We start from the raw sequence: 23,404 nt of genomic DNA, 5'->3' as shown, positions 1-23,404 counted from the left end.
ACCCAGCCGATGTCGGCGGTGCACCAGTAGACGTCGGTGCCTGCTTTGTGGTCGAAGACGTTGTGGTGGGTGTAGGCGGTTTGGGTGAGGTAGCCGCCGCTGGTGTGCAGGATCCCTTTGGGTTTTCCGGTGGTGCCGGAGGTGTAGAGGATGAACAGGGGGTGTTCGGCGGGGAAGGCCTGCGCTTCGTGCGAAGGCGAAGCGACGGCGACGGTCTCGTGCCACCACAGGTCGCGGCCGTCGGTCCACGGCACCTCGGTGCCCACCCGGCGCACCACCAGCACGTGCTCGACCGAGGACGGCACGTCCCCCTTGGCGGCGAGCGCCTCGTCGACGGCTTCCTTGAGCGGTGCGGGCTTGCCGCGCCGCCACTGGCCGTCGGTGGTGATGATCAGCCTGGCCTCGGCGTCGTCGACCCGCTGGCGCAGCGCGCTCGGCGAGAACCCGGCGAAGACCACCGAGTGGGTGAGGCCGAGTCGCGCGCAGGCCAGCATCGACACGATCGCCTCGGGGACCATCGGCATGTAGATCGCCACGCGGTCGCCGGTCTCGAGGCCGAGTTCGGTCAGGTAGTTGGCGGCGCGCGAGACCTCTTCGAGCAGTTCGCGATAGGTGATATCGCGGGAATCGCCCGGTTCGCCCTCCCAGTGGATGGCGACCTGGTCGCCGTGGCCGTCGAGGACGTGGCGGTCGAGGCAGTTGTAGGCGACGTTGAGCTCACCGTCGGCGAACCAGCGCGCCACCGGGGCGTCGGACCAGTCCAGGACCTGGGTGAACGGGGTGTGCCAGTGCAGCCGGTTCGCCTGCTCGGCCCAGAAGCCGTCGCGGTCGGTCTCGCCGCGCTCGTAGAGGGCGGCGTCCGCGTTGGCGGAGGCGGCGAACTCCGCGCTCGGGGGATACGAGTCCTGGTGTCCTGCAGCGGTTTCGGTCATGTCGAATCAGCCTCACATGCCTCGTGCGGTCGGGTCGGTCGGGCGGGGTGGCCCCTGCCACCTCGACAGTAGTCAACCGGGGCGGCCGCGCGGTGCCGTTGTATCGCCAGGGTTTCGGGGTGGTCAACCGACCTGCTTCATCCGATGACTTCGCGGACAGACCGGGCGGTCCCGGGCTATCGTTTTGAATCAACCGTTCAGCTGATGGTTCCGAGAATTGTTCATATTTTTCTGCTGGGTGAGAGGGGCTCGGCAAATATTCCTGCGTTTCCGACGAGTAACCGTAGGGATACATGTGAAGCGAAAAAGGCTCGGTTCACTGAAAAATCGGGCCGGAGTGGCTAACCTCCGAGCGTTACGCCACGGAATCGAACCGGGAGAGAGCGTTGAGATTCAACAGAGCGATTGCGCTGATCGCCGCGGGCCTGCTGGCCACAAGCCTTGGCTTGACCGCGTGCTCATCCGATGACAGTGCCGAGGACGGCATTGTCACCACCAACGCGGGGGAGCCGCAGAATCCGCTGGTACCCACCAATACCAACGAGAACATGGGCGGCCGCGTCGTCGACCGCCTGTTCGCCGGGCTCAAGTACTACGACGCCAACGGCGAGGCGCACGACGAGATGGCCGAGAAGATCGAGACCACCGATCGCAAGTCGTATCGGATCACGATCAAGCCGGACTGGAAGTTCACCGACGGCACCACGGTGACCGCCAAGTCGTTCGTCGACGCCTGGAACTACGGCGCCCTCGCCACGAACGCGCAGTTGCAGAGTTATGTGTTCACCCCCATTGCCGGTTTCGACGAGGTGAATGCCGAACAGCCCAAGGCGCAGACGATGTCGGGCCTGAAGGTCGTCGACGACCGCACCTTCACCGTCGAGCTGAAGTCCCCCTCGATCGATTTCGAGAGCGCCCTCGGCTACGCGCCGTTCTACCCGCTCCCCGAATCCGCGTTCAAGGACATGAAGGCCTTCGGCGAGAACCCGGTCGGCAACGGCCCGTACCGGTTCAAGACGTGGGAACACAACGTCAAGATCGATCTCGAGCCCAACCCGGACTACCCCGGCGGCCGCCCGGCCAAGAACAAGGGCCTGCGCTTCGCCATGTACCAGTCCTACGAGACGGCCTACGCCGATCTGCAGGCCGGTAACCTCGACGCGCTCGACACCATCCCCGACAGCGCGCTGACCACCTACAAGGCCGACCTCGGCGACCGCGCGATCACCAAGCCGACCGCGCAGAACCAGCACATCGGTATCCAGACCTCCGTGCCGCATTTCGGCGGTGAGGAGGGCGTGCTGCGCCGCAAGGCCATCTCCATGGCGATCAACCGGCCGCAGATCATCGAGAAGATCTTCAACGGTCTGCGCACGCCGTCGCGCGATTTCACCGCCGCCACGCTGCCCGGGTTCAACCCCAACCTGCCCGGCGCCGAGGTGTTCGACTACAACCCGGACGAGGCCAAGAAGCTGTGGGCGCAGGCCGACGCGATGTCGCCGTGGGCGGGCAGCAAGTACACGATCACCTACAACTCCGACGGCGGCCACCAGGCCTGGATCGAGGCCGTGGCCAACAGCGTCAAGAACACCCTCGGAATCGACGCCGTCGCCAGCCCCGTCCCGACGTTCAAGAACGTCCGCGACGCGGTCAACGCCAAGACCATCGGCACCGCGTTCCGCTACGGCTGGCAGGGTGATTACCCGACGATGATGCAGTTCCTGTCCTCGCAGTACTACAGCTACTCCGAGACCAACAACGTCGACTACAACAACCCCGAGGTCGACCGTCTCTTCGACGCCGCGATGGCGGCGCCGACGCAGGAGGAGTCCTACAAGCTGATCGCGCAGGCGCAGACCATCATGATCAGGGACATGGCCGACATCCCCGTGTTCGACTATGTCGCCGCGGCGGGTCGTTCCGACCGGGTCGCCAAGGCCGAACTCGCCTGGAACGGCCTGTTCGACTTCGAGAACATCGAGAAGTAGTCACTCGGAGCTGGGCCGGGCCACCTGTGTGGCTCGGCCCCAGTCGTTTTCGGAGGAATGATGGCTTGGTACATACTTCGGCGCCTGCTCCAGATGATTCCGGTCTTTCTCGGCGCGACGCTGCTGATCTACGCGATGGTGTTCCTGATCCCCGGCGACCCGATCAAGGCGCTGGCCGGTGAGAAACCGCTGACCCCGGCGGCCGAGGCCGCGCTGCGCGCCCGGTATCACCTCGATCAGCCGTTCATCATGCAATATCTGCACTATCTGAAGGGGATCGTCACCCTCGACTTCGGCACCTCGTTCTCGGGCAGGCCCGTGCGCGAGGAACTGGAGCGCGCGTTCCCGATCACCATCAAACTGGCCTTTCTCGCGGTGCTCATCGAGGGCTTCTTCGGCATCCTGTTCGGGCTGATCGCCGGTCTGCGCAAGGGCAAGCTGTTCGATTCCACGATGCTGATCGCGAGTCTGGTGATCATCGCCCTGCCGGTGTTCGTCGTCGGCTATCTGGCGCAGTTCCTGCTCGGCGTGAAGTGGGGGATCGCCCCGGTCACCGTCAGCGGGAAGGCGAGTCTGGGTGAGCTGCTCGTGCCCGCGTTCGTGCTCGGCTCGCTCTCGTTCGCCTACGTGCTCCGGTTGACCAGGAACTCGGTGGCGGAGAACAAGTCCGCCGATTACGTGCGCACGGCGACGGCCAAGGGACTGAGCAGGCGCCGGGTGGTGTCGGTGCACATCCTGCGGAATTCGATGATTCCGGTGGTGACCTTCCTCGGTGCCGATTTCGGCGCGCTGATGGCGGGCGCGATCGTCACTGAGGGCATCTTCAACATTCCGGGCGTCGGCGGCACCGTGTACCAGGCGATCACCCGCGGCGAGCCGCCGACGGTGGTGTCGTTCGTGACGGTGCTCGTCGTGGTGTTCCTGCTGACCAACCTGGTCATCGACCTGCTCTATGCCGCGCTCGACCCGAGGATCCGTTATGCGTGAGAGTCAACAGCATTTCGTGGCCCCCGCCGACGAGGTGGAGGTGCTCGCGACCGACCGGGTGCTCGACCAGGGCACCCCGACCAGTATCTGGGGCGACGCGTGGCGGCGGTTGCGCCGCAATCCGGTGTTCCTGGTGGCGATGGTCCTGATCGTGCTCGTCCTGCTGGTCGTGGCGTGGCCGTCGCTGTTCACCAGCCAGGACCCACGCCAGTGCCTCGGCGAGTTCGGCATGGACGGGCCGCGGACCGGTCATCCGTTCGGGTTCGACAAGCAGGGCTGCGACGTCTACGCCCGCACCATCTACGGCGCGCGTGCCTCGGTGAGCGTCGGTATCGGGTCGGCGATCCTGTTCCTGCTGGTCGGCGGCGTGCTCGGCGCGGTGTCGGGCTTCTACGGCGGCATCCTCGACACGATCGTCTCGCGCATCGCCGAGATCTTCTACGCCATCCCGATGGTGCTCGCGGCGATCGTGCTGCTGCAGTTGCTGCGCCCGGCGACGGTGACGACGGTGATCCTGATCCTGGTCGCGTTCACCTGGCCACAGGCGGCCAGAATCACCCGCGGCGCGGTGATCGAGGCCAAGAACAGCGAATACGTCACCGCCGCCAAGGCATTGGGCGTCTCCCGGCTCGGCACCCTGGTGCGGCACGTGCTGCCGAACTCCGCGGGGCCGCTGATCGTGGTGGCGACGCTGTGGCTCGGCGTCTTCATCGTCACCGAGGCGACGCTGTCGTTCCTCGGGGTCGGCCTGCCACCCGACATCGTCGCCTGGGGCGCCGACATCGCGCGCGCCAAGACCGAGATCCGTACCTCGCCGATCCTGTTCTATCCGGCGGCCGCGCTGGCCATCACGGTGCTGAGCTTCATCCTGCTCGGTGACGCGGTGCGCGACGCGCTCGATCCGAAGGAGCGCACCCGATGACCGACGACAAGCCGCTGCTGGAGATCCGCGATCTGGATGTCTGTTTCACCTCCGACGGCAAGCAGGTGCCCGCGGTCCGCGGCGTGAACCTCACCGTCTATCCGGGGCAGACCGTCGCCATCGTCGGCGAGTCCGGTTCGGGCAAGTCGACGACGGCGCACGCGATCATCGACCTGCTGCCCGGCACCGGCGAGGTCACCGGCGGCCAGATCGTGTTCGACGGCAAGGACCTCACCAAGGCCTCGGAGAAGGAGATCGTCGCGATCCGCGGCAACGGCATCGGCCTGGTCCCGCAGGACCCGATGTCGAACCTGAACCCGGTCTGGAAGATCGGCTTCCAGATCCGGGAGACCCTGGCCGCCAACGGCATCGCCACCGGCGCGGCGGCGCGCAAGCGCTCGGTCGAGCTGCTCACCGAGGCGGGCATGACGGATGCCGAGCGGCGGGTGAATCAGTACCCGCACGAGTTCTCCGGTGGCATGCGCCAGCGCGCGCTCATCGCCATCGGCCTGTCCTGCAGGCCGAAACTGCTCATCGCCGACGAGCCGACCTCCGCGCTCGACGTCACCGTGCAGCGGCAGATCCTCGGGCACCTCGAGCAGCTCACCACCGAGCTCGGCACCGCGGTCCTGCTGATCACGCACGACCTCGGCCTGGCCGCCGAACGCGCCGAACACCTGGTGGTGATGTATCGCGGGCGGGTCGTGGAATCCGGGCCCGCGCTGCAGATCCTGCGCGATCCGCAGCACGCGTACACCAAGAAGCTGGTGAGTTCGGCGCCCTCGCTCGCGGCACAGCGGATGTCGTCGTCGCGGCAGCGGGCCGCGGTGCGGGCGCAGGCGGTGGAGGTGGCCGAGTCGGAGCACGCCGGCGGCGACACCGTGCTCGAGGCGCGGAACCTGACCAAAGCGTTCAAGATTCGTGGCAAGCGGCCGTGGCAGTCGACGGATTTCGTCGCCGTCGACGACGTGAGCTTCACCGTCGAGCGCGGCACGACCACCGCGATCGTCGGCGAATCGGGTTCGGGGAAGTCGACCATCGCGCAGATGGTGCTCGGCCTGCTCGAGCCCACCTCGGGCACTGTCGCCTTCGACGGCAAGGACGTCAGCACGCTGGACGCCAAGGGCGCCTTCGCGTTCCGCCGCCGCGTGCAGCCGATCTTCCAGAACCCGTACGGCTCGCTCGACCCGATGTACTCGATCTTCCGCACGATCGAGGAGCCGCTGCGGGTACACAAGATCGGCACCGCCGCCGAGCGGGAGGTGGTGGTGCGCGACCTGCTCGACAAGGTGTCGTTGCCGTCCTCGGTGCTGCGTCGCTATCCGAACGAGTTGTCCGGCGGGCAACGTCAGCGCGTCGCCATCGCGCGGGCGCTGGCGCTCTCGCCCGAACTGGTCGTCTGCGACGAAGCGGTCTCGGCCCTCGACGTGCTGGTCCAGGCGCAGATCCTCACCCTGCTCAACGACCTGCAGGCCGAGCTGGGGCTGACGTATCTGTTCATCACCCACGACCTGGCCGTCGTGCGGCAGATCGCCGACAACGTGCTCGTCATGCAGTCGGGCAGGGTGGTGGAGTCGGCGACGACCGACGAGGTGTTCGCCGCGCCCGAGCAGGAGTACACGCGGGAGCTGCTCGAGGCGATTCCGGGGCGGGAGTTGCTCATGGGCTGAGGGTGGGCGTTCGGCGGCCCACGAGGCCGCAGCTGCCAGCGACTGCTACCGCGCGCTGTTCCCGCACACCAATAGCCCCAAGCGCCGCGCCTGCCACTGCCGGCACGCGGCGGCCGCCGCAATGGCCGGGCTGCTGCTGCCCGGCGGGGCGGCCCGTGTGCTCGCCGACCGGATCGGTTGCGGTCCGCGGGGCGAAATCGCGGCGTACTCGCAGCTCACCGGCGTAACTTGGGTTGCGTCCGAGGTGGTGCGGGGTGGATCGCGTGGGCAGGAGACGCCGATGGATCGGATCGACGCGGAACGGCAGGCCGAGCTCGAATCACGGCGACGGCGGGCGCGCACGCCCGCGGCGAAGCGGCTGGCCGAGGTGCCGTGGCCGGATCGCTGCTGGATCCGGGTGCGCGGGCTGGATGTGGTCGTCGGGGGCGCGGTGCTCGAACGGTAGCCTCGGAAGCCGTGACTGATCCGCTACAGCCCCTGGTCGACCTGCCCGGCGTGCGCGAAGCCGCCGACAAGGCCCGCGACGCGCTCGCCGCGGTGCACCGGCACCGGTCGAACCGGCGCGGCTGGGCGACCACGGCCGCCGAGGCAGCGGTCAGGGCCGCGCGCTCGTCGGCGGCCATCGAGGGCGCGAGCACCGACCTGCCCGCCGACGGCCGGGTCAGCGATCCGGTGCTGGCCGGCGCGCTCCGCGTCGGCCAGGCGCTGGACGGCGACGCGCTGACGAACCTCGTCGGCACCTGGCAGCGCGCGCCGCTGCAGGCACTGGCCCGGCTGCACCTGCTCGCGGCGGCCGACCTCGTCGACGACGAACAGGAACTCGGCAGGCCGCGGTCCACCCCCGGCGTCGCCGAGCGCCTCGACATGCTGGCCCAGACCATCCAGGCGAGCAAGGCGCCCGCCCCGGTGATCGCCGCGGTCGTGCACGGCGAGCTGCTGACGTTGCGGCCGTTCGGCACCGCCGACGGTGTCGTCGCGCGGGCGGCCTCGCGCCTGGTCGCGGTGTCGAGCGGATTGGACCCGCGCAGCCTCGGCGTGCCCGAGGTGTTCTGGCTGCGCCGCAGGCAGGCCTACCTGGACGCGGCGGCGGGCTTCGGGATGGGCACTACGGAGGGGGTCGGCGGCTGGGTCCTGTTCTGCACGGCCGCGCTGGAAGACGGTGCCCGCGAAGCCAACTCGATCGCCGACGCCGCCGCGGGCTGAGGTCCCCGCACACGTGAAACGGGCGGTGCTGTCGATTACTCGACGTCACCGCCCGCTGAGCACGGAGCACCCGGTTACCAAGCGTGCTGAGGTGGGTTGTGTTCGGTGGCCTCGGCGATCATCCGAACCCCGTCGGTTCATCCCCGCAACCTGTGCGAGGCCCTCGCCGACGACTGCCCGAATTTCGCAGGCCCACAACTCTGCTGCCCTTGTCGCGGCGCGCTCCGCGTGGGTGCCTGGCGTCCGTGCTGGGAAGGGTGGGATGGGAGGCGAAACCTTCTCTTCCGGCTCCGTCTTGGCCTTCCGTCCTTCCGTGCCTCCATTCTTACACTGTGATGGCACTCACATCAAGCATTTCTCAGGCATCACCGAATACCGCGGTTTCCGGCGTGTCGCCGGGCGATTCGTGCTTGTCCGGCGCAGGTCAGCGCCGTTTCCGGAGCAGTCGGTAGCTGATGGCGCCTGCGATGATCGCGCTCAATCCGACCGCCGCGGTGGCCGCGACGGTGGTGCTCGACGGGGTCTGGAAACGAGACCATAGCGACACCGGGTTGGAGAAGGTGAGCACCGGCCAGCCGCGCGCGACGGCCTCCTTGCGCAGGGCGCGGTCGGGGTTCACCGCGGTCGGGTGGCCGACGGCGCTCAGCATCGGCAGGTCGGTCACCGAGTCGGAGTAGGCGTAGCACCGCGACAGGTCGTAACCCTCACTCGCGGCCAGCTTTTCGATCGCGGCCACCTTGCCGTCGCCGTAGCAGTAGAACTCGATGTCGCCGGTGTACTTGCCGTCCTCGACCACCATGCGGGTGGCCTCGGTGTGCGAGGCGCCGAGCACCTCGGCAATCGGCGAGACGATCTCCTCGCCGGAGGCCGAGACGATCACCACGTCGTGTCCGCGGATCTTGTGATCGGCGATCAGATCGGCCGCCTCGGCGTAGATCAGCGGGTCGACGAGATCGTGAAGTGTCTCGGCGACAATCGATTTCACCTGCTCGACATCCCAGCCCGCGCACATGTTGGCGAGGTTTGCCCGCATTCGTTCCATCTGGTCGTGATCGGCCCCGGAGAGCAGGAACAAAAAGTGCGCGTAGCTGCTCTCCAGCACGGCCCGGCGGTTGAGCAGACCCTGCGCGTAGAACGGTTTGCTGAACACGAACGCGCTCGACTTGGCGATGACCGTCTTGTCGAGATCGAAGAAGGCCGCGACGCGTCCGCCGGCCACCGGCGCGCGGCGCGAAGGGGCGAGTCTCGGTTGCGTAGGCGGAGTCTGGTCGTGTTCGTCCGTCACGCCAACAGGATAGGCATCCCGGGCGCGCCGCGCAGGAACGCCCTCCTGTGACGCGTCCGTGAGGTTTGCCGCGGGGAAGCCGGAGGCCGCGAATCGCCCGAAGATGGTGGCGAACGCTACTTGCGCCCTCGCCGGGGGATGGGTGTAGTATTGCTGGCACCTGGACATGGTCCAGGCGCGTTCAGCCCGACCCCCCGGGGCTGAACCCGACGGCCCCAGCCTCCTCCCCCCCGGCTGGGGCCGTCCTCTATTTCCGGGGCGTTCGTCGAAGTTCTCCACAGCCCCGAGTTATCCACAACCGGCCCGTTCGGCCTTTCCGCTCGGTCGTGGCTCGACCACGCTGATCTGCATGAACCGCCTCGCCACCGCGCCCGTCGTCGGCCTCGCACCCGCGCTGGTCCTCGTCCGCGATCCCCGATTGCGCGCCGAAGTGCGCCGCGTCGCGGCCGCCGCGGAACGTCACACCGACGAACGGGCCATGCCGGTCGGCAGGCACGCGTGGTCGGGGGCCGGGGTGGTGATCCTCGATACAGCGGCCGCCCTCGCGGCGGCCGAGGCGGGCTGTCCCCGGCGGCCTGGGATCGTGCTCGTCACCGAGGGCGAACCCGCGGTGACCGACTGGCAGGCCGCGACGGCGGTCGGCGCCGAGCGGGTGGTCGCGTTGCCCGGCGGCGCGGTCGATCTGGTCGAACAGTTCGCCGTGCACGCCGAGGCGCGGACCGGCGCGGGGGTGGTGGTCGCGGTTGCCGGAGCAGGCGGCGGTGCGGGCGCGTCCACGCTGGCCGCCGCGATCGCCCTGCGCGGCGCCGCACGCGAGGTGCGTCCCGAGACGGTGCTGATCGACGGCGCGCCCCTGGACGGCGGGATCGATCTGGTGCTCGGCATGGAGAACGTCGCCGGGCTGCGGTGGCCCGACCTCGTCATCGAAGACGGCCGGGTCTCGGCGACGGCGCTGCACAGCGCCCTGCCCACCACCGCGACGGGGCTGGCGGTGCTCTCGTGCGGCCGCCACCACGCGGAGCGCCCGCCCGTCGAGCTGACTCCGGCGGCGGTGCGCGCCGTCATCGAATCCGGTAGAGCAGCAGGGGATCTCGTCGTCTGCGATGTCTCCGGTGAGCGCGGTCCCGCGGCCGACGCGATGATCGATGCCGCCGATCTCGTCGTGCTCGTCGTCCCGGCGCGGCTGCGTGCGGTGGCCGCCGCCGAGGTGCTGGCGGCATATCTGGGTGCGCGAAACCCCAACCGCGGCTTGGTGGTTCGCGGTCCGGCGCCGGGCGGCCTGCGCGGAGCCGAAGTGGCCGAGGTCCTCGGGTTGCCACTGCTGGCGGCGGTGCGCGGGCAGGCCGGTCTGGCGGCCCGCCTCGAGCGCGGCGGCTTGAGCGTGCGCAGGCGCGGCCCGCTGCGGGATGCCGCCGACGCGGTCCTCGCCATGGTCGGCGCTGATCCGCGATGACCACCTTCGTCACCGCCGAGCTGCTCGAACGCGTCCGCGAACGGCTCGCCGAGCACGCCGCGGCGCCTGATGCCGCCCAGCTAGCCGCCGCCATCCGAGCGGAAGCCGGCGGTGTTCTCGCCGACACCGACCTGCTGCGGGCGCTGCGCCTGCTGCAGACCGAGATGACCGGCGCGGGCCTGCTCGAACCACTCCTGCACGATCCCCGGGTTGCGGACGTGCTGGTCACCGGGCCCGAGGCGGTGTGGATAGACCGCGGGCACGGGCTGGAGCGGACCGATGTGCGGTTCGCCGACGAGGCCGCGGTGCGCAGGCTGGCCCAACGCCTGGCCCTGGCCGCCGGTCGCAGGCTCGACGACGCCCAGCCCTGGGTCGACGGCAAGCTCACCGGCGTCGAAGCGACGCTCGGTGACGCGTTCGGCGTCCGCCTGCACGCGGTCCTTGCGCCCGTCGCCCACGACGGCACCTGCCTGTCGCTGCGTGTCCTCCGGCCGGCGACCCAGGGACTCGACGCACTCGCCGCCGCCGGGTCGCTGCCCGCCGACGCTCACGCCCTGCTCACCGACATCGTCCGCGCCCGCCTCGCGTTCCTCGTCGTCGGCGGTACCGGCGCCGGCAAGACCACGCTCCTGTCCGCGTTGCTCGCCGCCGTCGATCCAGCGGAACGGATCATCTGCGTCGAGGACGCCGCCGAGCTCGCGCCGGTGCACCCCCATGTGGTGCGGCTGGTGGCCCGTACCGCCAATGTCGAGGGCGTCGGCGCCGTCACGGTGCGCGATCTGGTCCGCCAAGCCCTGCGCATGCGGCCCGATCGCATCGTGGTCGGCGAGGTCCGGGGCGCCGAGGTCGTCGACCTGCTCACGGCGCTCAACACCGGTCACGACGGTGGGGCCGGCACCGTCCACGCCAACTCGCCGCAGGAAGTTCCGGCCCGCCTGGAAGCCCTGGCCGCGCTCGGCGGCATGGACCGCGCCGCCCTGCACAGTCAGCTGACCGCCGCCGTCCAGGTGGTGCTGCACGTCCACCGCCGCGCCGACGGCACCAGGGCGCTCCGCGAGATCGGCGTCCTGGAACGCGACCCCACCGGCGTCCGGGTCACCCCCGCCTGGCGCTCCGACGCGACCGCGGCCCCGGCCGCCGCCACCCTCACCCACCTCATCGAAAGGCGACTCCGATGAACACCACCGTTGCGGGCGCCTGGCCCATCCGCACCGACCCGCCCTCCCACCGCGCGGACCGCCCACTCCGCCTGCGCCACTGGACAACACGCCAAGCCCACCGGGTGACAGCCGCCCTCACCGCGCCCCGGCCCGTCCATACGCCGAACGCCCGGCGCACTCCCAGCCCGGTACCCTCGGCGGCCGACCCCTCGGCGGCTGGCACCTCCACCACGAACCCAGAACGGTACCCGCCACCCCGCTACGAGCTGGCCGTCGCCGTCTTCACCACAAGTCCCTCCGGCCTCCCGGCAATCCCCAGCGGAGTCATCCTGCCGAGCGATCCCAGCCGGCCCGCGTCTTTTCCACAGACCGCGAGCCCTGCCGATGAAGCGGTTCCCGACCGATTGGCGACAGCCATCGGACGAGGATCGTCCACCGAGCAGTCGGTATCGACCTCCGCGTCGGGCCCTGGGGACACAACCTCCGGCCCGTCCGTCTCGGTGGCGGATGTGTCTACGCCCACCGATGGGGGCGCACACACCGACGTGGGAGCGCGCGCCGGTGTGGGAGCGCGCACCGACATGGGAGCGCGCACCGGTGTGGGAGCCTGCACCGACGTGGGAGCGCGCGCCGGTGTGGGAGCGTGCACCGATGTGGGAGGCCGACGCGGCGCAGGTGAAGCGGAGTCGAACATGTTGTGTCGCAACGAGTCCGATCGGAACTTGTGGGGTAGCGATGGTTCTCGGGTTGGTTGTTTGTGCGATGACTGTCGTGCTCCTGCCGTCGGCGGGTGGTCGGCGTCGGTTCAGTCGGGTGTTCGCGGTGGACAGTGTGAAGGTGCGACCGAGGGTTCCTGTGAAGTGGTGTGTGGGAATCGGACTGGGGTGCACAGCGTTCGGGTTCGGGATCGGGACGGGGGTCGCGGCGCTGATCGTGGGGGCCACGCTGGTCGTGCGGAATCGGCGTGGTCGTGGTGACCGGGCTCGGCGTGCGGAGTGTGCGCATCTACTGGCCGGGCTCGAGGCTGTGGTCGGGGAGCTGCGCGTCGGCGCACATCCCAGCGCGGCCGCGGAGGCCGCCGCGGCCGAGTCGCGGGGTGAGGCGGCGCGGGTGCTGGCGATCAGTGCGGGGCGAAGCAGGCTCGGCGGCTCGGGCGCCGACGGCTGGGTGCAGCCGGAATCTGTTGTCGCCGAAGAGCTGTCACGCATCGCCACCGCATGGCGCGTCGCCGAAACCCACGGACTCGCACTGGCGGAGCTCCTCGCGGCGGCCAGAACCGACCTCCTCGGCCGCACCCGTTTCCGCGACCGCACCGAGGCGGCACTCGCCGGCGCCCGCGCCTCGGCCACCGTCCTCGCGGGCCTCCCCGTGGTCGGCATCGCCCTCGGCCAACTGATGGGCGCCGACCCCCTCACCATCCTGTTCACCTCCCCCGCAGGCGAACTCCTCCTCCCACTCGGCGCAGCCCTGGCTTCCTGTGGACTTCTGTGGACAGATGCCATCACCCGCCGAAGCACCGCCTGAACGCTCGATGCCCACCACGAGATCTAGCCAGTCCTGCAGACAATTCACTCATCGCCCGGGACGGGAGCGGGACGGCGGGAGCGGGACTGCGCGGAGCGGAGCGTTGCGGGCCGGTGCGGCGCGGAGCCGCAGGCGCGGAGCAGGACGGTGCATTGCGGAGCGGAGCGATGTGGGACGGCGTGGACCGGGGCGCGTTGCGGGGCGACGCGGCGCGAAACGGGGCGGGCATTGCGATGCGGAGCGATGCGGGACGGCGGGGAGCGGGGCGACTCGGCGCGGCGCGACTCGGCGCGGGAGGGGCGTTGCGATGCGGGGCGTTGCGATGCGGGGCCCTGCGGTGTTGGGCGTTGCTATGCGGGGCGACGTGGGGCGTTGCTATTGGGGGCGTTGCGGCGCGGAGCGGGACGGAGTTGTACGGACGGTTTGGGGGAGGTGGGCGGCAGATCGCTCCGTCGGCTGCGGGTCGGTATTCGCCGTCGTCTACGAGGTCGGGATGTCTGGCCGGCACGAGGGCGGGTTGGGTTCGTCCGTGGTCTGTCCAAGTGTCGAATGATGTGCTGACGGTGGTGTTGCAGGTCGTGATTCTTGTGGCGACAGGTCGTCGTGCGGAGTGTCTCGTGCGCACGTCGGCAGTCGACGAGTGGCGATTAGTGGCTTCGGCGAACGCGATCCTCAGCGGTCGCGAAGCAACCAGGTGGCGGCGGGGAACGCCCCGGTGGCTGCGGTGGCGGGAGAGGAGGCGGGATCGCCGAATTGCGTTGCGGGGACTGGCTATCAGGCGCGGTGCTCGGTTCGGTGCAGGTCTTGATCGGTTGGACACGTCAGGGGGATGGCTGTGGACATTGTTGGTTCGGCGTCGCCGGTCGCGTTGCTGGTCGCGGCGGCGGCGGTGGTGTCGCTACCGGGACGGGTGGCGGTGAGCAGGCGGATGCGGGCGATCGGCACGGTTCGAGGTGAACCGTCGGACACGGGGGAGCGCTCAGGGAAGGTGGATCCGCTGGGTTCGGCGTCGGCGTTCGACCTGCTGGCCGCGTGCCTGCGGGCCGGCTTGCCGATGGCGGCAGCGGCACGGGCCAGTGCGCCGACCGCGCCGCCGGTCCTGCGCGCTGCGCTGTTGCGAGCCGCGGACCTGCTGGCGCTCGGCGCGGACGCGGCGACGGCGTGGGAGCGCGCGTCCACTGACGCTGCCGGGTCGGTGGGTGCCGAGGAGGTGGAGTCGCTGGCCCGGATGGCGCGGCGGTCGGCCCGCTCGGGCGCTTCGCTGGCCGCCGCGGTCGGCGAACTCGCCGCCCAGCGGCGCGAAGCTGTCGAGGACGCGGCGGTTGCGCGCGCCGAGCGGGCGGGCGTGCTGATCGGTGGGCCGCTCGGCCTGTGCTTCCTCCCCGCGTTCGTCTGCCTGGGCATCGTCCCGGTCGTGATCGGCCTGGCCGACCGGGTCCTCGGCGACGGCGGCCTGCTGTGACGGCCGGCGGCGAGGCCATCGAGACGTCATCGCGCGGATCGGCCGCGCGATGTGGAAGGAGAGGGGATCACGATGACATTCGTACGCGTCGTATATATAGGAGCGCGGACCCGGCTCACCCGCCTGCTCATCGACGACGACGGCATGTCGACCGCGGAGTACGCGATCGGCACGATCGCGGCCGCCGCGTTCGGTGCGGTGCTGTACGGGGTGGTGACGGGCGACAGCATCGTCAACGCGTTGACCCAGATCATCGACAAGGCGCTCGCCACGAGTGTGTAAATTGTTGCCGCACAGGTATTCTCGGTGACGACGTGGGCGCGGTGACGGTCGAGGCCGCCCTCGCTCTCGCCGCACTGGTCTGCGCGGTCGCCCTCTGTGTCGGAGCTCTGCTCGCCGCGTCGACCCAGGTGCGCTGTGTCGACGCGGCACGCGAGGCGGCTCGGCTGGCCGCGCGCGGTGACACCGCACGGGCCGTCGCCGCGGCGCAGTCCGTCGCACCCGCCGGAGCGAAGGTCGAGATCCGAGGTGAAGGCGATCGCGTGGTGGCCTCCGTCGCCGCGGCCACTCCGCTGCTGCCCGGCTTGCGGCTGCGAGCCGAGGCGGTGGCGGTCACCGAGCCGGGCGTCCACCGATGACCGGCGCGGCGGCACGGCGGAGAGGTGACGAGGGTGGTGCGACGGCGTTCGCCTGCATCGCGCTGGCGGGACTGATCGTCCTGACGGTGGTGATCGCTCAGGTGGGTGCGGCGGTGGTCGCCCGCCATCGCGCGCAGGCGGCGGCGGACCTCGGCGCACTCGCGGCGGCGGGCCTCCTGACCGAGGGCCCGGAGGCGGGGTGCGCCGAGGCCGGGACGCTCGCGAAGCGGATGGGCGTGAGTGTGCGGCAGTGCGAGGTCGAGCAGTGGGATGTGGTTGTCGTGGTGGTGGCGGAGGTGTCGTTCGGAGTGTTCGGTGCCCGCACCGTCTCAGCCACCGCGCGGGCCGGGCCGGTGGACGAGAGTGAGTGACGCGGAAGTGTCAACACTGGCCAGTGGTTGTTCCGTGCCGAACTAATACGTAATTCGACAAGAGCCATTCTCGGCAATTGCATGCATATTCTTTTATGAGGGGAGAACTAAACGAAATCAATCGTCCGCAGGTTGGCCGCACGCCAGTTGGCAATAGGCCAGTTAACAGAAGAGTTGTCCTTTTTATTCGCCAGGCGGTGCGGCAGCCGCCCGTCGGTGCTGGTCAACGGAAAATAGGTCGAGCGACCAGCATTCTCGGGGCGAGGTGTAGCGCCGGTCACGTGTCCACAGCGACGGCATCACGAAACGGCAGCTGTGCGCAGTTCGCCCAGTACGGCGTCGAGCAGGCGGGCGGCGGCGTCCTTCGCGAGCGGGTTGTTGCCGTTGCCGCACTTGGGTGACTGCACACAGGAGGGGCAGCCGTCCAGGCAGGTGCAGCTGCGGATCACGCTGAGAGTCGCGGCGAGCCAGTCCGTGAGCTGGGCGAATCCGCGTTCGGCGAAGCCCGCGCCGCCGGGCTGACCGTCGTAGACGAACACGGTCGGCGCGCCGGTGTCGGGGTGTTCGGCGATGGAGACGCCGCCGATGTCCCAGCGATCGCAGCCGGCGACCAGGGGCAACATGCCGATCGCGGCGTGCTCGGCGGCGTGCAGGGCGCCGGGTAGCTCGTCGCCGGAGATCCCCGCGGCGGTGAGCAGCCGGGGCGTGACGGTATAGAGGACAGCCTTGGTGTGCAGTGTCTGAGCTGGCAGATCGAGCTCGATCTGGTCGAGCACCTCGCCGGTGACCAGGGTGCGCAGGTACCCGACGACCTGGTTCGTCACCGCGACCTGGGCGGATGCCGTGGTCACCGCCCCGAAGACGCGCTCCTCGGTGACGGCTTCGATGCTGATCGAGGTGACCTGTCTGGCGCTGGTGGTATAGCCCGGATCGACCTCGGTGACGAAGGCGACGCCACCGTCGAGGTCGAGTTCGTCGACGAGATAGGTTTCGCCCTGGTGCAGGTGGACCGCGCCCTCGTGGAGGGTGGCCGGTGCCCGGCCCGCGTCGGCGGTGCCGAGCAGCCGACCGGATTCGGCGTCGACGATGGCGACCGGCGTGCCGAGCCCGCCGCGCACGTCGACGGCGTCGTGCGGCTGGGTGCGCGCGGTGACGTGCCAGCGTGGTGGTGTGCCGCGCAGGCCGGGGCGGCGCCGGATCAGGCCCTGTTCGGCCAGGTCGGTGAGCACGTCACCGGCCCTGAGCTCGGTCACCTCGGCATCGGTGAGCGGCAGTTCCATGGCGGCGCACAGCAGTTGCGGACCGAGAACGTACGGGTTGTAGGGGTCGGTGATGGTGGCTTCGATCGGCCGGTCGAGCAGGGCGGCCGGATGGTGGACGAGGTAGGTGTCGAGCGGATCGTCGGTGGCGACCAGCACCACCAGGGAGCCCTGTGCCCGCCTGCCCGCCCGTCCGGCCTGCTGCCAGAAGGATGCCACCGTGCCGGGAAAACCCGCGATGACCACGGCATCCAGCCCGGCGATGTCCACGCCGAGTTCGAGTGCGTTGGTGCTGGCCGCACCGAGCAGCGTGCCCTCCGACAGCGACCGCTCGAGCTCCCGCCGGTCCTCGGCGAGATATCCGGCCCGATAGGCCGCCACTCGTTCGCGCAGCTCAGGGGCGCGTTCGGCGAGTACCCGGCGGGCATCGAGCGCGATCAGCTCGGCGCCGCGCCGCGACCGCACGAAGGTGAGCGTCCGCGCGCCCTCGGCGACCAGCGCGGCCATGATCTTGGCGGCCTCCCCAGTCGCGGTGCGGCGGACGGGTGCGCCGTTCTCGCCGGTGAGTGCCGTACTCAGCGGCGGTTCCCACAGGGCCACAGTCCTGGCGCCACGCGGTGAGGCGTTGTGGGTGACCGCGGTGACGGGTGCGCCGATTAGCCTGCTCGCCGACGCGGCGGGGTCGGCGCTGGTCGCCGAGGAGAGGATGAAGACCGGGTCTGCGCCGTAGAACGCCGCCAAGCGCCGCAGCCTGCGCAGCACCAGGGCGACGTGGGAGCCGAACACGCCCCGGTAGGAATGGCATTCGTCGACGACCACGTACCGGAGATTGCGCAGCACCCGCGCCCAGCGCTGATGCGAGCGCAGCACGCCGACATGCAGCATGTCGGGATTGGTGAAGATCCAGCGAGCGTTGGCCCGCACCCACTGGCGCACCTCGGCGGGGGTGTCGCCGTCGTAGCTCGCTGGATGCGCCTCGCGCAGCGGGTTGTCGTGGATCAGTCCGCCGACCGCGCGCAGCTGATCGGCGCCGAGCGCCTTGGTGGGGGACAGGTACAGCGCGGTGGCGCGCGGGTCGTCGTGCAGGGCCGTGAGCACCGGCAGCTGGTAGCCGAGCGACTTTCCCGACGCCGTTCCGGTGCTGACGACGACGTGGTCGCCGGCCGCCGCGAGCTCGGCGGTCCGCGTCTGGTGCTCCCACGGCCGCTCGATGCCGATCAGCTCCAGGGCTTTGACCAGCTCCGATGGCACCCAGTGCGGCCAATCGGTGGTCCGCGCGCGCTCGGCGGGCAGCTCGGCGACGTGGGTCAACGGGTCGCCGCCCGCGGCCGCCTCCACCAGGACACGATTCAGCAACGATCGCCCGTAGCTCTCGCTCCGCGCCGCCGGTCGTTGCCCGGTCCGGTCTGCCGGATTCATCCCATAGCCCTCTCACGCCACGCCGGAAGTGTGAAACGTGTGTGTGCCCCAAGCGCGACCTGCGATTTCGTAACCCAATAGCGACCTGGGTCACAGGTGGTTTGCTGGAAGCTCACCCGGTTATCGAGAAGCAAACAGACTGAAAGTACGGATACACCCAATCGGTCCCTCACCTGCGCATTCGCAAGATCAAGAATTTTGCAAATTGTCGGTAACTCGACTGTTGAATTGCTCGGAGACATGGTTCACTGGGTCCTGGTCGCAAGCTTCTGTGTTCGAGGGGACGGATCGAAAGTCCAACCATCAGCAGGATCGATGTTGCGAACGCCGTGCTCAGGCTTTCCTTGCAGGGGGACCCACAGTACAGCGGTCGGAACGGACCCGGTGGACGAACCCAGTTGTCCGCCGTTCCGGTAAGAAAGAGAAGGAACAGAATGGCACAGGGAACTGTGAAGTGGTTCAACGCGGAGAAGGGGTTCGGCTTCATCGCGCCCGAGGACGGCTCCGCTGACGTCTTCGTCCACTACTCGGAGATCCAGGGCACGGGCTTCCGTACCCTCGAGGAAAACCAGAAGGTCGAGTTCGAGGTCGGCCAGGGCACCAAGGGCCCGCAGGCCACCGGCGTTCGCGCGCTCTCCTGAGCTGCGAATCGAAACAACGCCCGTCCCCCACCTCCCCGCGGAGGTGGGGGACGAGCCATTTCGGGGGTAAGGTCGCCCAGAAGTTCCCAGGCCACGATGGCCGGGAACCCGCGGCGCCAGCCGCCGTGGACGCAGCTACCCAAGCGCGCAAGGTATAAACGTCACTGGTGGCGATGTGCGTACGTCGCGCCGTCTGCCCCAGCCGCGTACCGAGCGGACCTCCCGACGCGCGGATCTAGAAGGAAGGTGTTCGCCGGTGGCAACACGAGACCGCAGTTCAGCCGACCAGGGGCGTCCCCTGCGTCGTCTCGTGATCGTCGAGTCCCCGACGAAGGCCCGCAAGATCGCGCCCTACCTGGGCCGCAACTACACCGTCGAAGCCTCGGTGGGCCACATCCGCGACCTGCCGCGCGGCGCCGCCGACGTCCCGGCCAAATACAAGGGCCAGTCCTGGGCGCGCCTCGGCGTCGACGTCGATCACGACTTCGAGCCGATCTATGTCGTCAGCCCGGACAAGAAGGCCAAGGTCTCCGAGCTCAAGAGTCTGCTGGCCGACGCCGACGAGCTCTACCTCGCCACCGACCCCGACCGCGAGGGCGAGGCCATCGCCTGGCACCTGCTCGAGACGCTCAAGCCGAAGGTCCCGGTCCGCCGGATGGTCTTCCACGAGATCACCGAGCCCGCCATCCTCGCCGCCGCCGCCGACACGCGCGACCTCGACACCGACCTGGTCGACGCGCAGGAGACCCGCCGCATCCTGGACCGCCTCTACGGCTACGAGGTCAGTCCGGTGCTGTGGAAGAAGGTCATGCCCCGGCTCTCCGCCGGCCGCGTGCAGTCGGTCGCGACCAGGGTCATCGTGCAGCGGGAGCGGGAGCGCATCGCGTTCCGCTCCGCCGAGTACTGGGACATCGCCGCCAAGCTCGACGCCGGTGTCGACGAGTCGTCGGATTCGACGAACCCGCGCACCTTCGGCGCGCGGCTGGTCCAGGTCGAGGGCGCGCGTGTCGCGTCGGGCCGCGATTTCGGTTCCGACGGCCGGCTCAAGTCCGCCTCCGGCGTGGTCGTGCTGGACGAGGCCTATGCCCGCCGGCTCGCCGAATCGCTCGACGGCGTCGACCTGGTGGTCAGCTCCGCCGAGGCCAAGCCGTACACGCGCAAGCCGTACCCGCCGTTCATGACCTCCACGCTGCAGCAGGAGGCGGGCCGCAAGCTGCGGTTCAGCTCCGAGCGCACCATGCGGGTCGCGCAGCGGCTGTACGAAAACGGCTACATCACCTACATGCGTACCGACTCCACGACTCTGTCGGAGTCGGCGATCGCCGCGGCCCGCTCGCAGGCCACCCAGCTCTACGGCCAGGAGTACGTGTCGCCGACGCCGCGGCAGTACAACCGCAAGGTCAAGAACGCGCAGGAGGCCCACGAGGCGATCCGCCCTTCGGGTGATGTCTTCATGACCCCCGGCCAGCTGCACTCGAAGGTCGACCAGGACGAGTTCCGGCTCTACGAGCTGATCTGGCAGCGCACCGTCGCCTCCCAGATGGCCGATGCGCGCGGCACCACGCTGACCCTGCGCATCACCGGCACCGCGGGCACCGGTGAGGAATGCGTGTTCTCGGCCTCGGGGCGCACGATCACCTTCCCCGGCTTCCTGAAGGCCTATGTCGAGAGCGTCGACGAGGAGGCGGGCGGCCAGTCCGACGACGCCGAGTCCCGGCTCCCCGCGCTGGAAGAGGGCCAGGGCGTCACCGCCGTCGAGCTGACTCCCGACGGGCACAGCACCAACCCGCCCGCGCGCTACACCGAGGCCTCGCTGATCAAGACGCTCGAGGAACTCGGCATCGGCCGTCCCTCGACCTACGCCTCGATCATCAAGACCATTCTCGACCGCGGTTATGTCTACAAACGCGGTAGCGCGCTGGTGCCGTCGTGGGTGGCGTTCGCGGTGGTCGGCCTGCTCGAGGCGTATTTCGGCAGGCTCGTCGACTTCGACTTCACCGCCGCCATGGAGGACGACCTCGACGCGATCGCGGGCGGCCGCGAGCAGCGCGGAAACTGGTTGTCCAGCTTCTACTTCGGCGGCGATCACGGTGCCGAGGGATCGGTGGCGCGCTCGGGCGGCCTGAAGAAGATGGTCGGCGAGCAGCTCGACGACATCGACGCCCGCGAAGTGAACTCGATCAAGATGTTCGTCGACGACGAGGGCCGCGATGTGGTGGTCCGGGTCGGCCGGTTCGGTCCGTATCTGGAGCGGATGGTCGTCAATCCCGATGACCCGGACGGTGATCCGGTCTCGCAGCGCGCGAACCTGCCCGACGATCTGCCGCCCGACGAACTGACGCCCGAGGTGGCCGAGAAGCTGTTCTCGACCCCGCAGGAGGGCCGCTCGCTCGGTGTCGACCCGGTGTCGGGACACGAAATCGTCGCCAAGGAGGGACGTTTCGGCCCGTACGTCACCGAGGTGCTGCCCGAGCCGCCCGCGCCGGACCCGTCCGCCGCCCCGGCGAAGAAGACGGCGAAGAAGGCCGCCGAGGTCAAGCCGCGCACCGGATCGCTGTTCAAGTCCATGGATCTGGCGTCGATCACCCTCGACGACGCGCTCAAGCTGCTCTCGCTGCCCCGGGTGGTCGGCAACGACCCCACCAGCGGCGAGGAGATCACCGCGCAGAACGGACGTTACGGCCCGTACCTGAAGAAGGGCACCGATTCGCGCTCGCTGGCGACCGAGGAACAGCTGTTCACCGTCACCCTCGAGGAAGCGCTCAAGCTCTACGCCGAGCCCAAGCGGCGCGGGCGGCAGGCGGCCAGCGCGGCACCGCTGCGCGAGCTCGGCAACGATGCCGCGACGGGGAAGCCGATGGTGATCAAGGACGGGCGGTTCGGTCCGTACGTCACCGACGGCGAGACCAACGCGAGCCTGCGCAAGGGTGACGAGGTCGAGTCGATCACCGACGAGCGCGCGTCCGAGCTGCTGGCCGATCGTCGCGCGCGCGGGCCGGTGAAGAAGGCCGCCAAGAAGACGACGGCGAAGAAGGCGGCCAAGAAGGCACCGGCGAAGAAGGCCGCCGCCAAGTCGACCGCGACGAAGACGGCCACCAAGACGGCGGCGAAGAAGACGGCCGCCAAGAAGACAGCGGCCAAGAAGGCGCCCGCGAAGAAGGCTGCCGCGAAAGCCGCTGGTACCGACGCGGATTGAGAAGGCTGACCTGCGCGCGGGTTTCTGCCGCGCGGTCGTCGGCGGAGCTGTCGGACCGCGCGGCTAGGGTGTAGCGCGTGGCAGGTGTCTTCGATCGACTGGTCGGCCAGGACGTGGTCGAGGCCGAGCTGACCGCTGCCGCGACGGCGGCCCGTGCCGGGGTGGTGACCGGCGCGATGACGCATTCGTGGCTGTTCACCGGTCCGCCGGGGTCCGGCAGGTCGGTGGCGGCGCTGTGCTTCGCCGCCGCCCTGCAGTGCACCGATCCCGGCATCGTCGGGTGCGGTCGGTGTCATGCCTGCACCACCACCATGGCGGGCACGCACGGTGACGTGCGCCGGATCATCCCCGAGGGGCTGAGCATCAGCACCAAGGAGATGCGCGCGATCGTGCAGATCGCCTCGCGCAGGCCGAGTACCGGGCGCTGGCAGATCGTGGTGGTCGAGGACGCCGACCGGCTCACCGAAGGCGCGGCCAACGCGCTGCTCAAGGTGGTCGAGGAGCCGCCGGACCGGACGGTCTTCCTGCTCTGCGCGCCGACGGTCGATCCCGAGGACATCTCCGTTACCCTGCGCTCCCGCTGCAGGCATGTGCACCTGGTGACGCCCACCGTCCCCGCCATCGCGCAGGTGCTGCGCGAGCGCGATCAGCTCGATGCCAAGACTGCCGACTGGGCGGCCTCGGTGAGCGGCGGGCACGTCGGGCGGGCCCGCAGGCTTGCCACCGACGAGGACGCGCGCAAGCGCCGTCAGCGCGCGCTCGCCCTGGTCGGCGCGACGGAACGGCCCGGAGCCGCCTACGCCGCCGCCGACGAACTGGTGAAATCGGCCGACGACGAAGCCAAGCTGATGAGCGCGGAACGCGACGATCGCGAACGCGACGAACTCGCCACCGCGCTCGGCGCCGGCGGTACCGGCAAGGGCGCCGCCTCGGCCACCCGCGGCTCGGCCGGCGTGCTCAAGGAACTCGAGCGCCGCCAGAAGTCCCGCGCCACCCGCACCGGCCGTGACGCCCTCGACCGCGCCCTCATCGACATCGCCGGGCTGTATCGCGACGCCCTCGCCATGCGCTTCGCCGGCCGCGGCGTCCCCATCACCCTCACCCACCCCGACATGGCCGACGAGATCACCGACCTCGCCGCCAGCGTCCGCCCCGAGGGCCTGCTCCGCAGCATCGACGCCGTCCTGGCCTGCCGCGAAGCCCTGGACCTCAACGTGAAACCCCGCTTCGCCGTAGCCGCCATGGTCGCCACCCTCATCACCGCCCGCTCATCCTGACCGGCCGCTCATCCACC

At 69.7% G+C, this 23,404-nt stretch carries 19 protein-coding genes; 16 read left to right on the top strand and 3 right to left on the bottom strand.

The features are described from left to right. A partial coding sequence (locus AB0H56_RS30875; protein WP_357169991.1) for an AMP-binding protein occupies positions 1–932 on the bottom strand: 932 nt, incomplete at its 3' end. A gap of 386 nt (positions 933–1,318) precedes the next feature. Here AB0H56_RS30875 and AB0H56_RS30870 point away from each other — a divergent pair. The 6 genes from AB0H56_RS30870 to AB0H56_RS30845 all read left to right on the top strand — a co-directional run bounded on the left by AB0H56_RS30870 (position 1,319) and on the right by AB0H56_RS30845 (position 7,702). Then, positions 1,319–2,920, top strand: a complete 1,602-nt coding sequence (locus AB0H56_RS30870) for an ABC transporter substrate-binding protein (RefSeq protein ID WP_357169988.1) — start codon at positions 1,319–1,321, stop codon at positions 2,918–2,920. Positions 2,921–2,980: 60 nt separating this feature from the next. Further along, the gene (locus tag AB0H56_RS30865) at positions 2,981–3,907 is read left to right on the top strand and encodes an ABC transporter permease (RefSeq protein ID WP_280339714.1); all 927 of its coding nucleotides are present in this window, start codon (positions 2,981–2,983) and stop codon (positions 3,905–3,907) included. Beyond that, positions 3,900–4,829 carry an ABC transporter permease gene (locus AB0H56_RS30860; protein ID WP_280339713.1) on the top strand — a complete coding sequence of 310 codons (930 nt, stop codon included), beginning with the start codon at positions 3,900–3,902 and terminating at the stop codon, positions 4,827–4,829. Before AB0H56_RS30865 ends, AB0H56_RS30860 begins: the two co-directional genes overlap by 8 nt. Further along, complete coding sequence (locus AB0H56_RS30855) at positions 4,826–6,499, top strand: ABC transporter ATP-binding protein (protein WP_357169983.1); 1,674 nt, start codon at positions 4,826–4,828, stop codon at positions 6,497–6,499. The genes AB0H56_RS30860 and AB0H56_RS30855 overlap by 4 nt, the downstream gene beginning before the upstream one ends. A 280-nt stretch (positions 6,500–6,779) precedes the next feature. After that, positions 6,780–6,944 carry a hypothetical protein gene (locus tag AB0H56_RS30850; RefSeq protein WP_280339710.1) on the top strand — a complete coding sequence of 55 codons (165 nt, stop codon included), beginning with the start codon at positions 6,780–6,782 and terminating at the stop codon, positions 6,942–6,944. Positions 6,945–6,955: 11 nt separating this feature from the next. Next, the gene (locus AB0H56_RS30845) at positions 6,956–7,702 is read left to right on the top strand and encodes an oxidoreductase (RefSeq protein ID WP_357169980.1); all 747 of its coding nucleotides are present in this window, start codon (positions 6,956–6,958) and stop codon (positions 7,700–7,702) included. Positions 7,703–8,126: 424 nt separating this feature from the next. On the opposite strand, the gene AB0H56_RS30840 is transcribed toward AB0H56_RS30845, so the two are convergent. Next, positions 8,127–8,921: an HAD-IB family hydrolase gene (locus tag AB0H56_RS30840; protein ID WP_233001644.1), complete on the bottom strand. Its 795-nt coding sequence runs from the start codon at positions 8,919–8,921 to the stop codon at positions 8,127–8,129. Between the two features lie 415 nt (positions 8,922–9,336). Between AB0H56_RS30840 and ssd the strand changes: the two genes are divergently transcribed. The 7 genes from ssd (at position 9,337) to AB0H56_RS30805 (ending at position 15,595) form a co-directional block, all read left to right on the top strand. Then, positions 9,337–10,440, top strand: coding sequence for a septum site-determining protein Ssd (gene ssd, locus AB0H56_RS30835; RefSeq protein WP_357169977.1), 1,104 nt, complete (start codon positions 9,337–9,339; stop codon positions 10,438–10,440). Then, complete coding sequence (locus AB0H56_RS30830) at positions 10,437–11,618, top strand: TadA family conjugal transfer-associated ATPase (RefSeq protein WP_357169974.1); 1,182 nt, start codon at positions 10,437–10,439, stop codon at positions 11,616–11,618. Before ssd ends, AB0H56_RS30830 begins: the two co-directional genes overlap by 4 nt. A 1,008-nt stretch (positions 11,619–12,626) precedes the next feature. After that, positions 12,627–13,124 (top strand): type ii secretion system integral membrane subunit, encoded by a 498-nt coding sequence (locus AB0H56_RS30825; RefSeq protein WP_357169971.1) that lies wholly within the window; start codon positions 12,627–12,629, stop codon positions 13,122–13,124. Between the two features lie 829 nt (positions 13,125–13,953). After that, on the top strand, positions 13,954–14,586 hold the full coding sequence (locus tag AB0H56_RS30820) for a type II secretion system F family protein (RefSeq protein ID WP_357169968.1): 633 nt from the start codon (positions 13,954–13,956) through the stop codon (positions 14,584–14,586). 72 nt (positions 14,587–14,658) lie between these two features. Next, complete coding sequence (locus AB0H56_RS30815) at positions 14,659–14,868, top strand: DUF4244 domain-containing protein (protein ID WP_167456481.1); 210 nt, start codon at positions 14,659–14,661, stop codon at positions 14,866–14,868. A gap of 41 nt (positions 14,869–14,909) precedes the next feature. After that, positions 14,910–15,224: a TadE family type IV pilus minor pilin gene (locus AB0H56_RS30810; protein WP_357169997.1), complete on the top strand. Its 315-nt coding sequence runs from the start codon at positions 14,910–14,912 to the stop codon at positions 15,222–15,224. Beyond that, the gene (locus AB0H56_RS30805) at positions 15,221–15,595 is read left to right on the top strand and encodes an Rv3654c family TadE-like protein (RefSeq protein ID WP_357169965.1); all 375 of its coding nucleotides are present in this window, start codon (positions 15,221–15,223) and stop codon (positions 15,593–15,595) included. The genes AB0H56_RS30810 and AB0H56_RS30805 overlap by 4 nt, the downstream gene beginning before the upstream one ends. A gap of 299 nt (positions 15,596–15,894) precedes the next feature. Here AB0H56_RS30805 and AB0H56_RS30800 read toward each other — a convergent pair whose 3' ends face one another. Further along, positions 15,895–18,273: a DEAD/DEAH box helicase gene (locus AB0H56_RS30800; RefSeq protein WP_357169962.1), complete on the bottom strand. Its 2,379-nt coding sequence runs from the start codon at positions 18,271–18,273 to the stop codon at positions 15,895–15,897. A 434-nt stretch (positions 18,274–18,707) separates the two neighbouring features. Here AB0H56_RS30800 and AB0H56_RS30795 point away from each other — a divergent pair, with 434 nt between their 5' ends. The 3 genes from AB0H56_RS30795 (at position 18,708) to AB0H56_RS30785 (ending at position 23,387) form a co-directional block, all read left to right on the top strand. Further along, positions 18,708–18,914 carry a cold-shock protein gene (locus AB0H56_RS30795; protein WP_019044597.1) on the top strand — a complete coding sequence of 69 codons (207 nt, stop codon included), beginning with the start codon at positions 18,708–18,710 and terminating at the stop codon, positions 18,912–18,914. Positions 18,915–19,170: 256 nt separating this feature from the next. Next, positions 19,171–22,110 carry a type I DNA topoisomerase gene (topA, locus tag AB0H56_RS30790; RefSeq protein WP_357169960.1) on the top strand — a complete coding sequence of 980 codons (2,940 nt, stop codon included), beginning with the start codon at positions 19,171–19,173 and terminating at the stop codon, positions 22,108–22,110. A 77-nt stretch (positions 22,111–22,187) separates the two neighbouring features. Then, positions 22,188–23,387, top strand: coding sequence for a DNA polymerase III subunit delta' (locus AB0H56_RS30785; RefSeq protein ID WP_357169957.1), 1,200 nt, complete (start codon positions 22,188–22,190; stop codon positions 23,385–23,387). Positions 23,388–23,404: the final 17 nt, after the last annotated feature.

The organism is Nocardia sp. NPDC050717, assembly GCF_040654275.1.
Taxonomy (GTDB): domain Bacteria; phylum Actinomycetota; class Actinomycetes; order Mycobacteriales; family Mycobacteriaceae; genus Nocardia.
The sequence above is the reverse complement of the archived record's forward strand: the minus strand, read 5'-3'. Positions and strand labels throughout refer to the sequence as shown.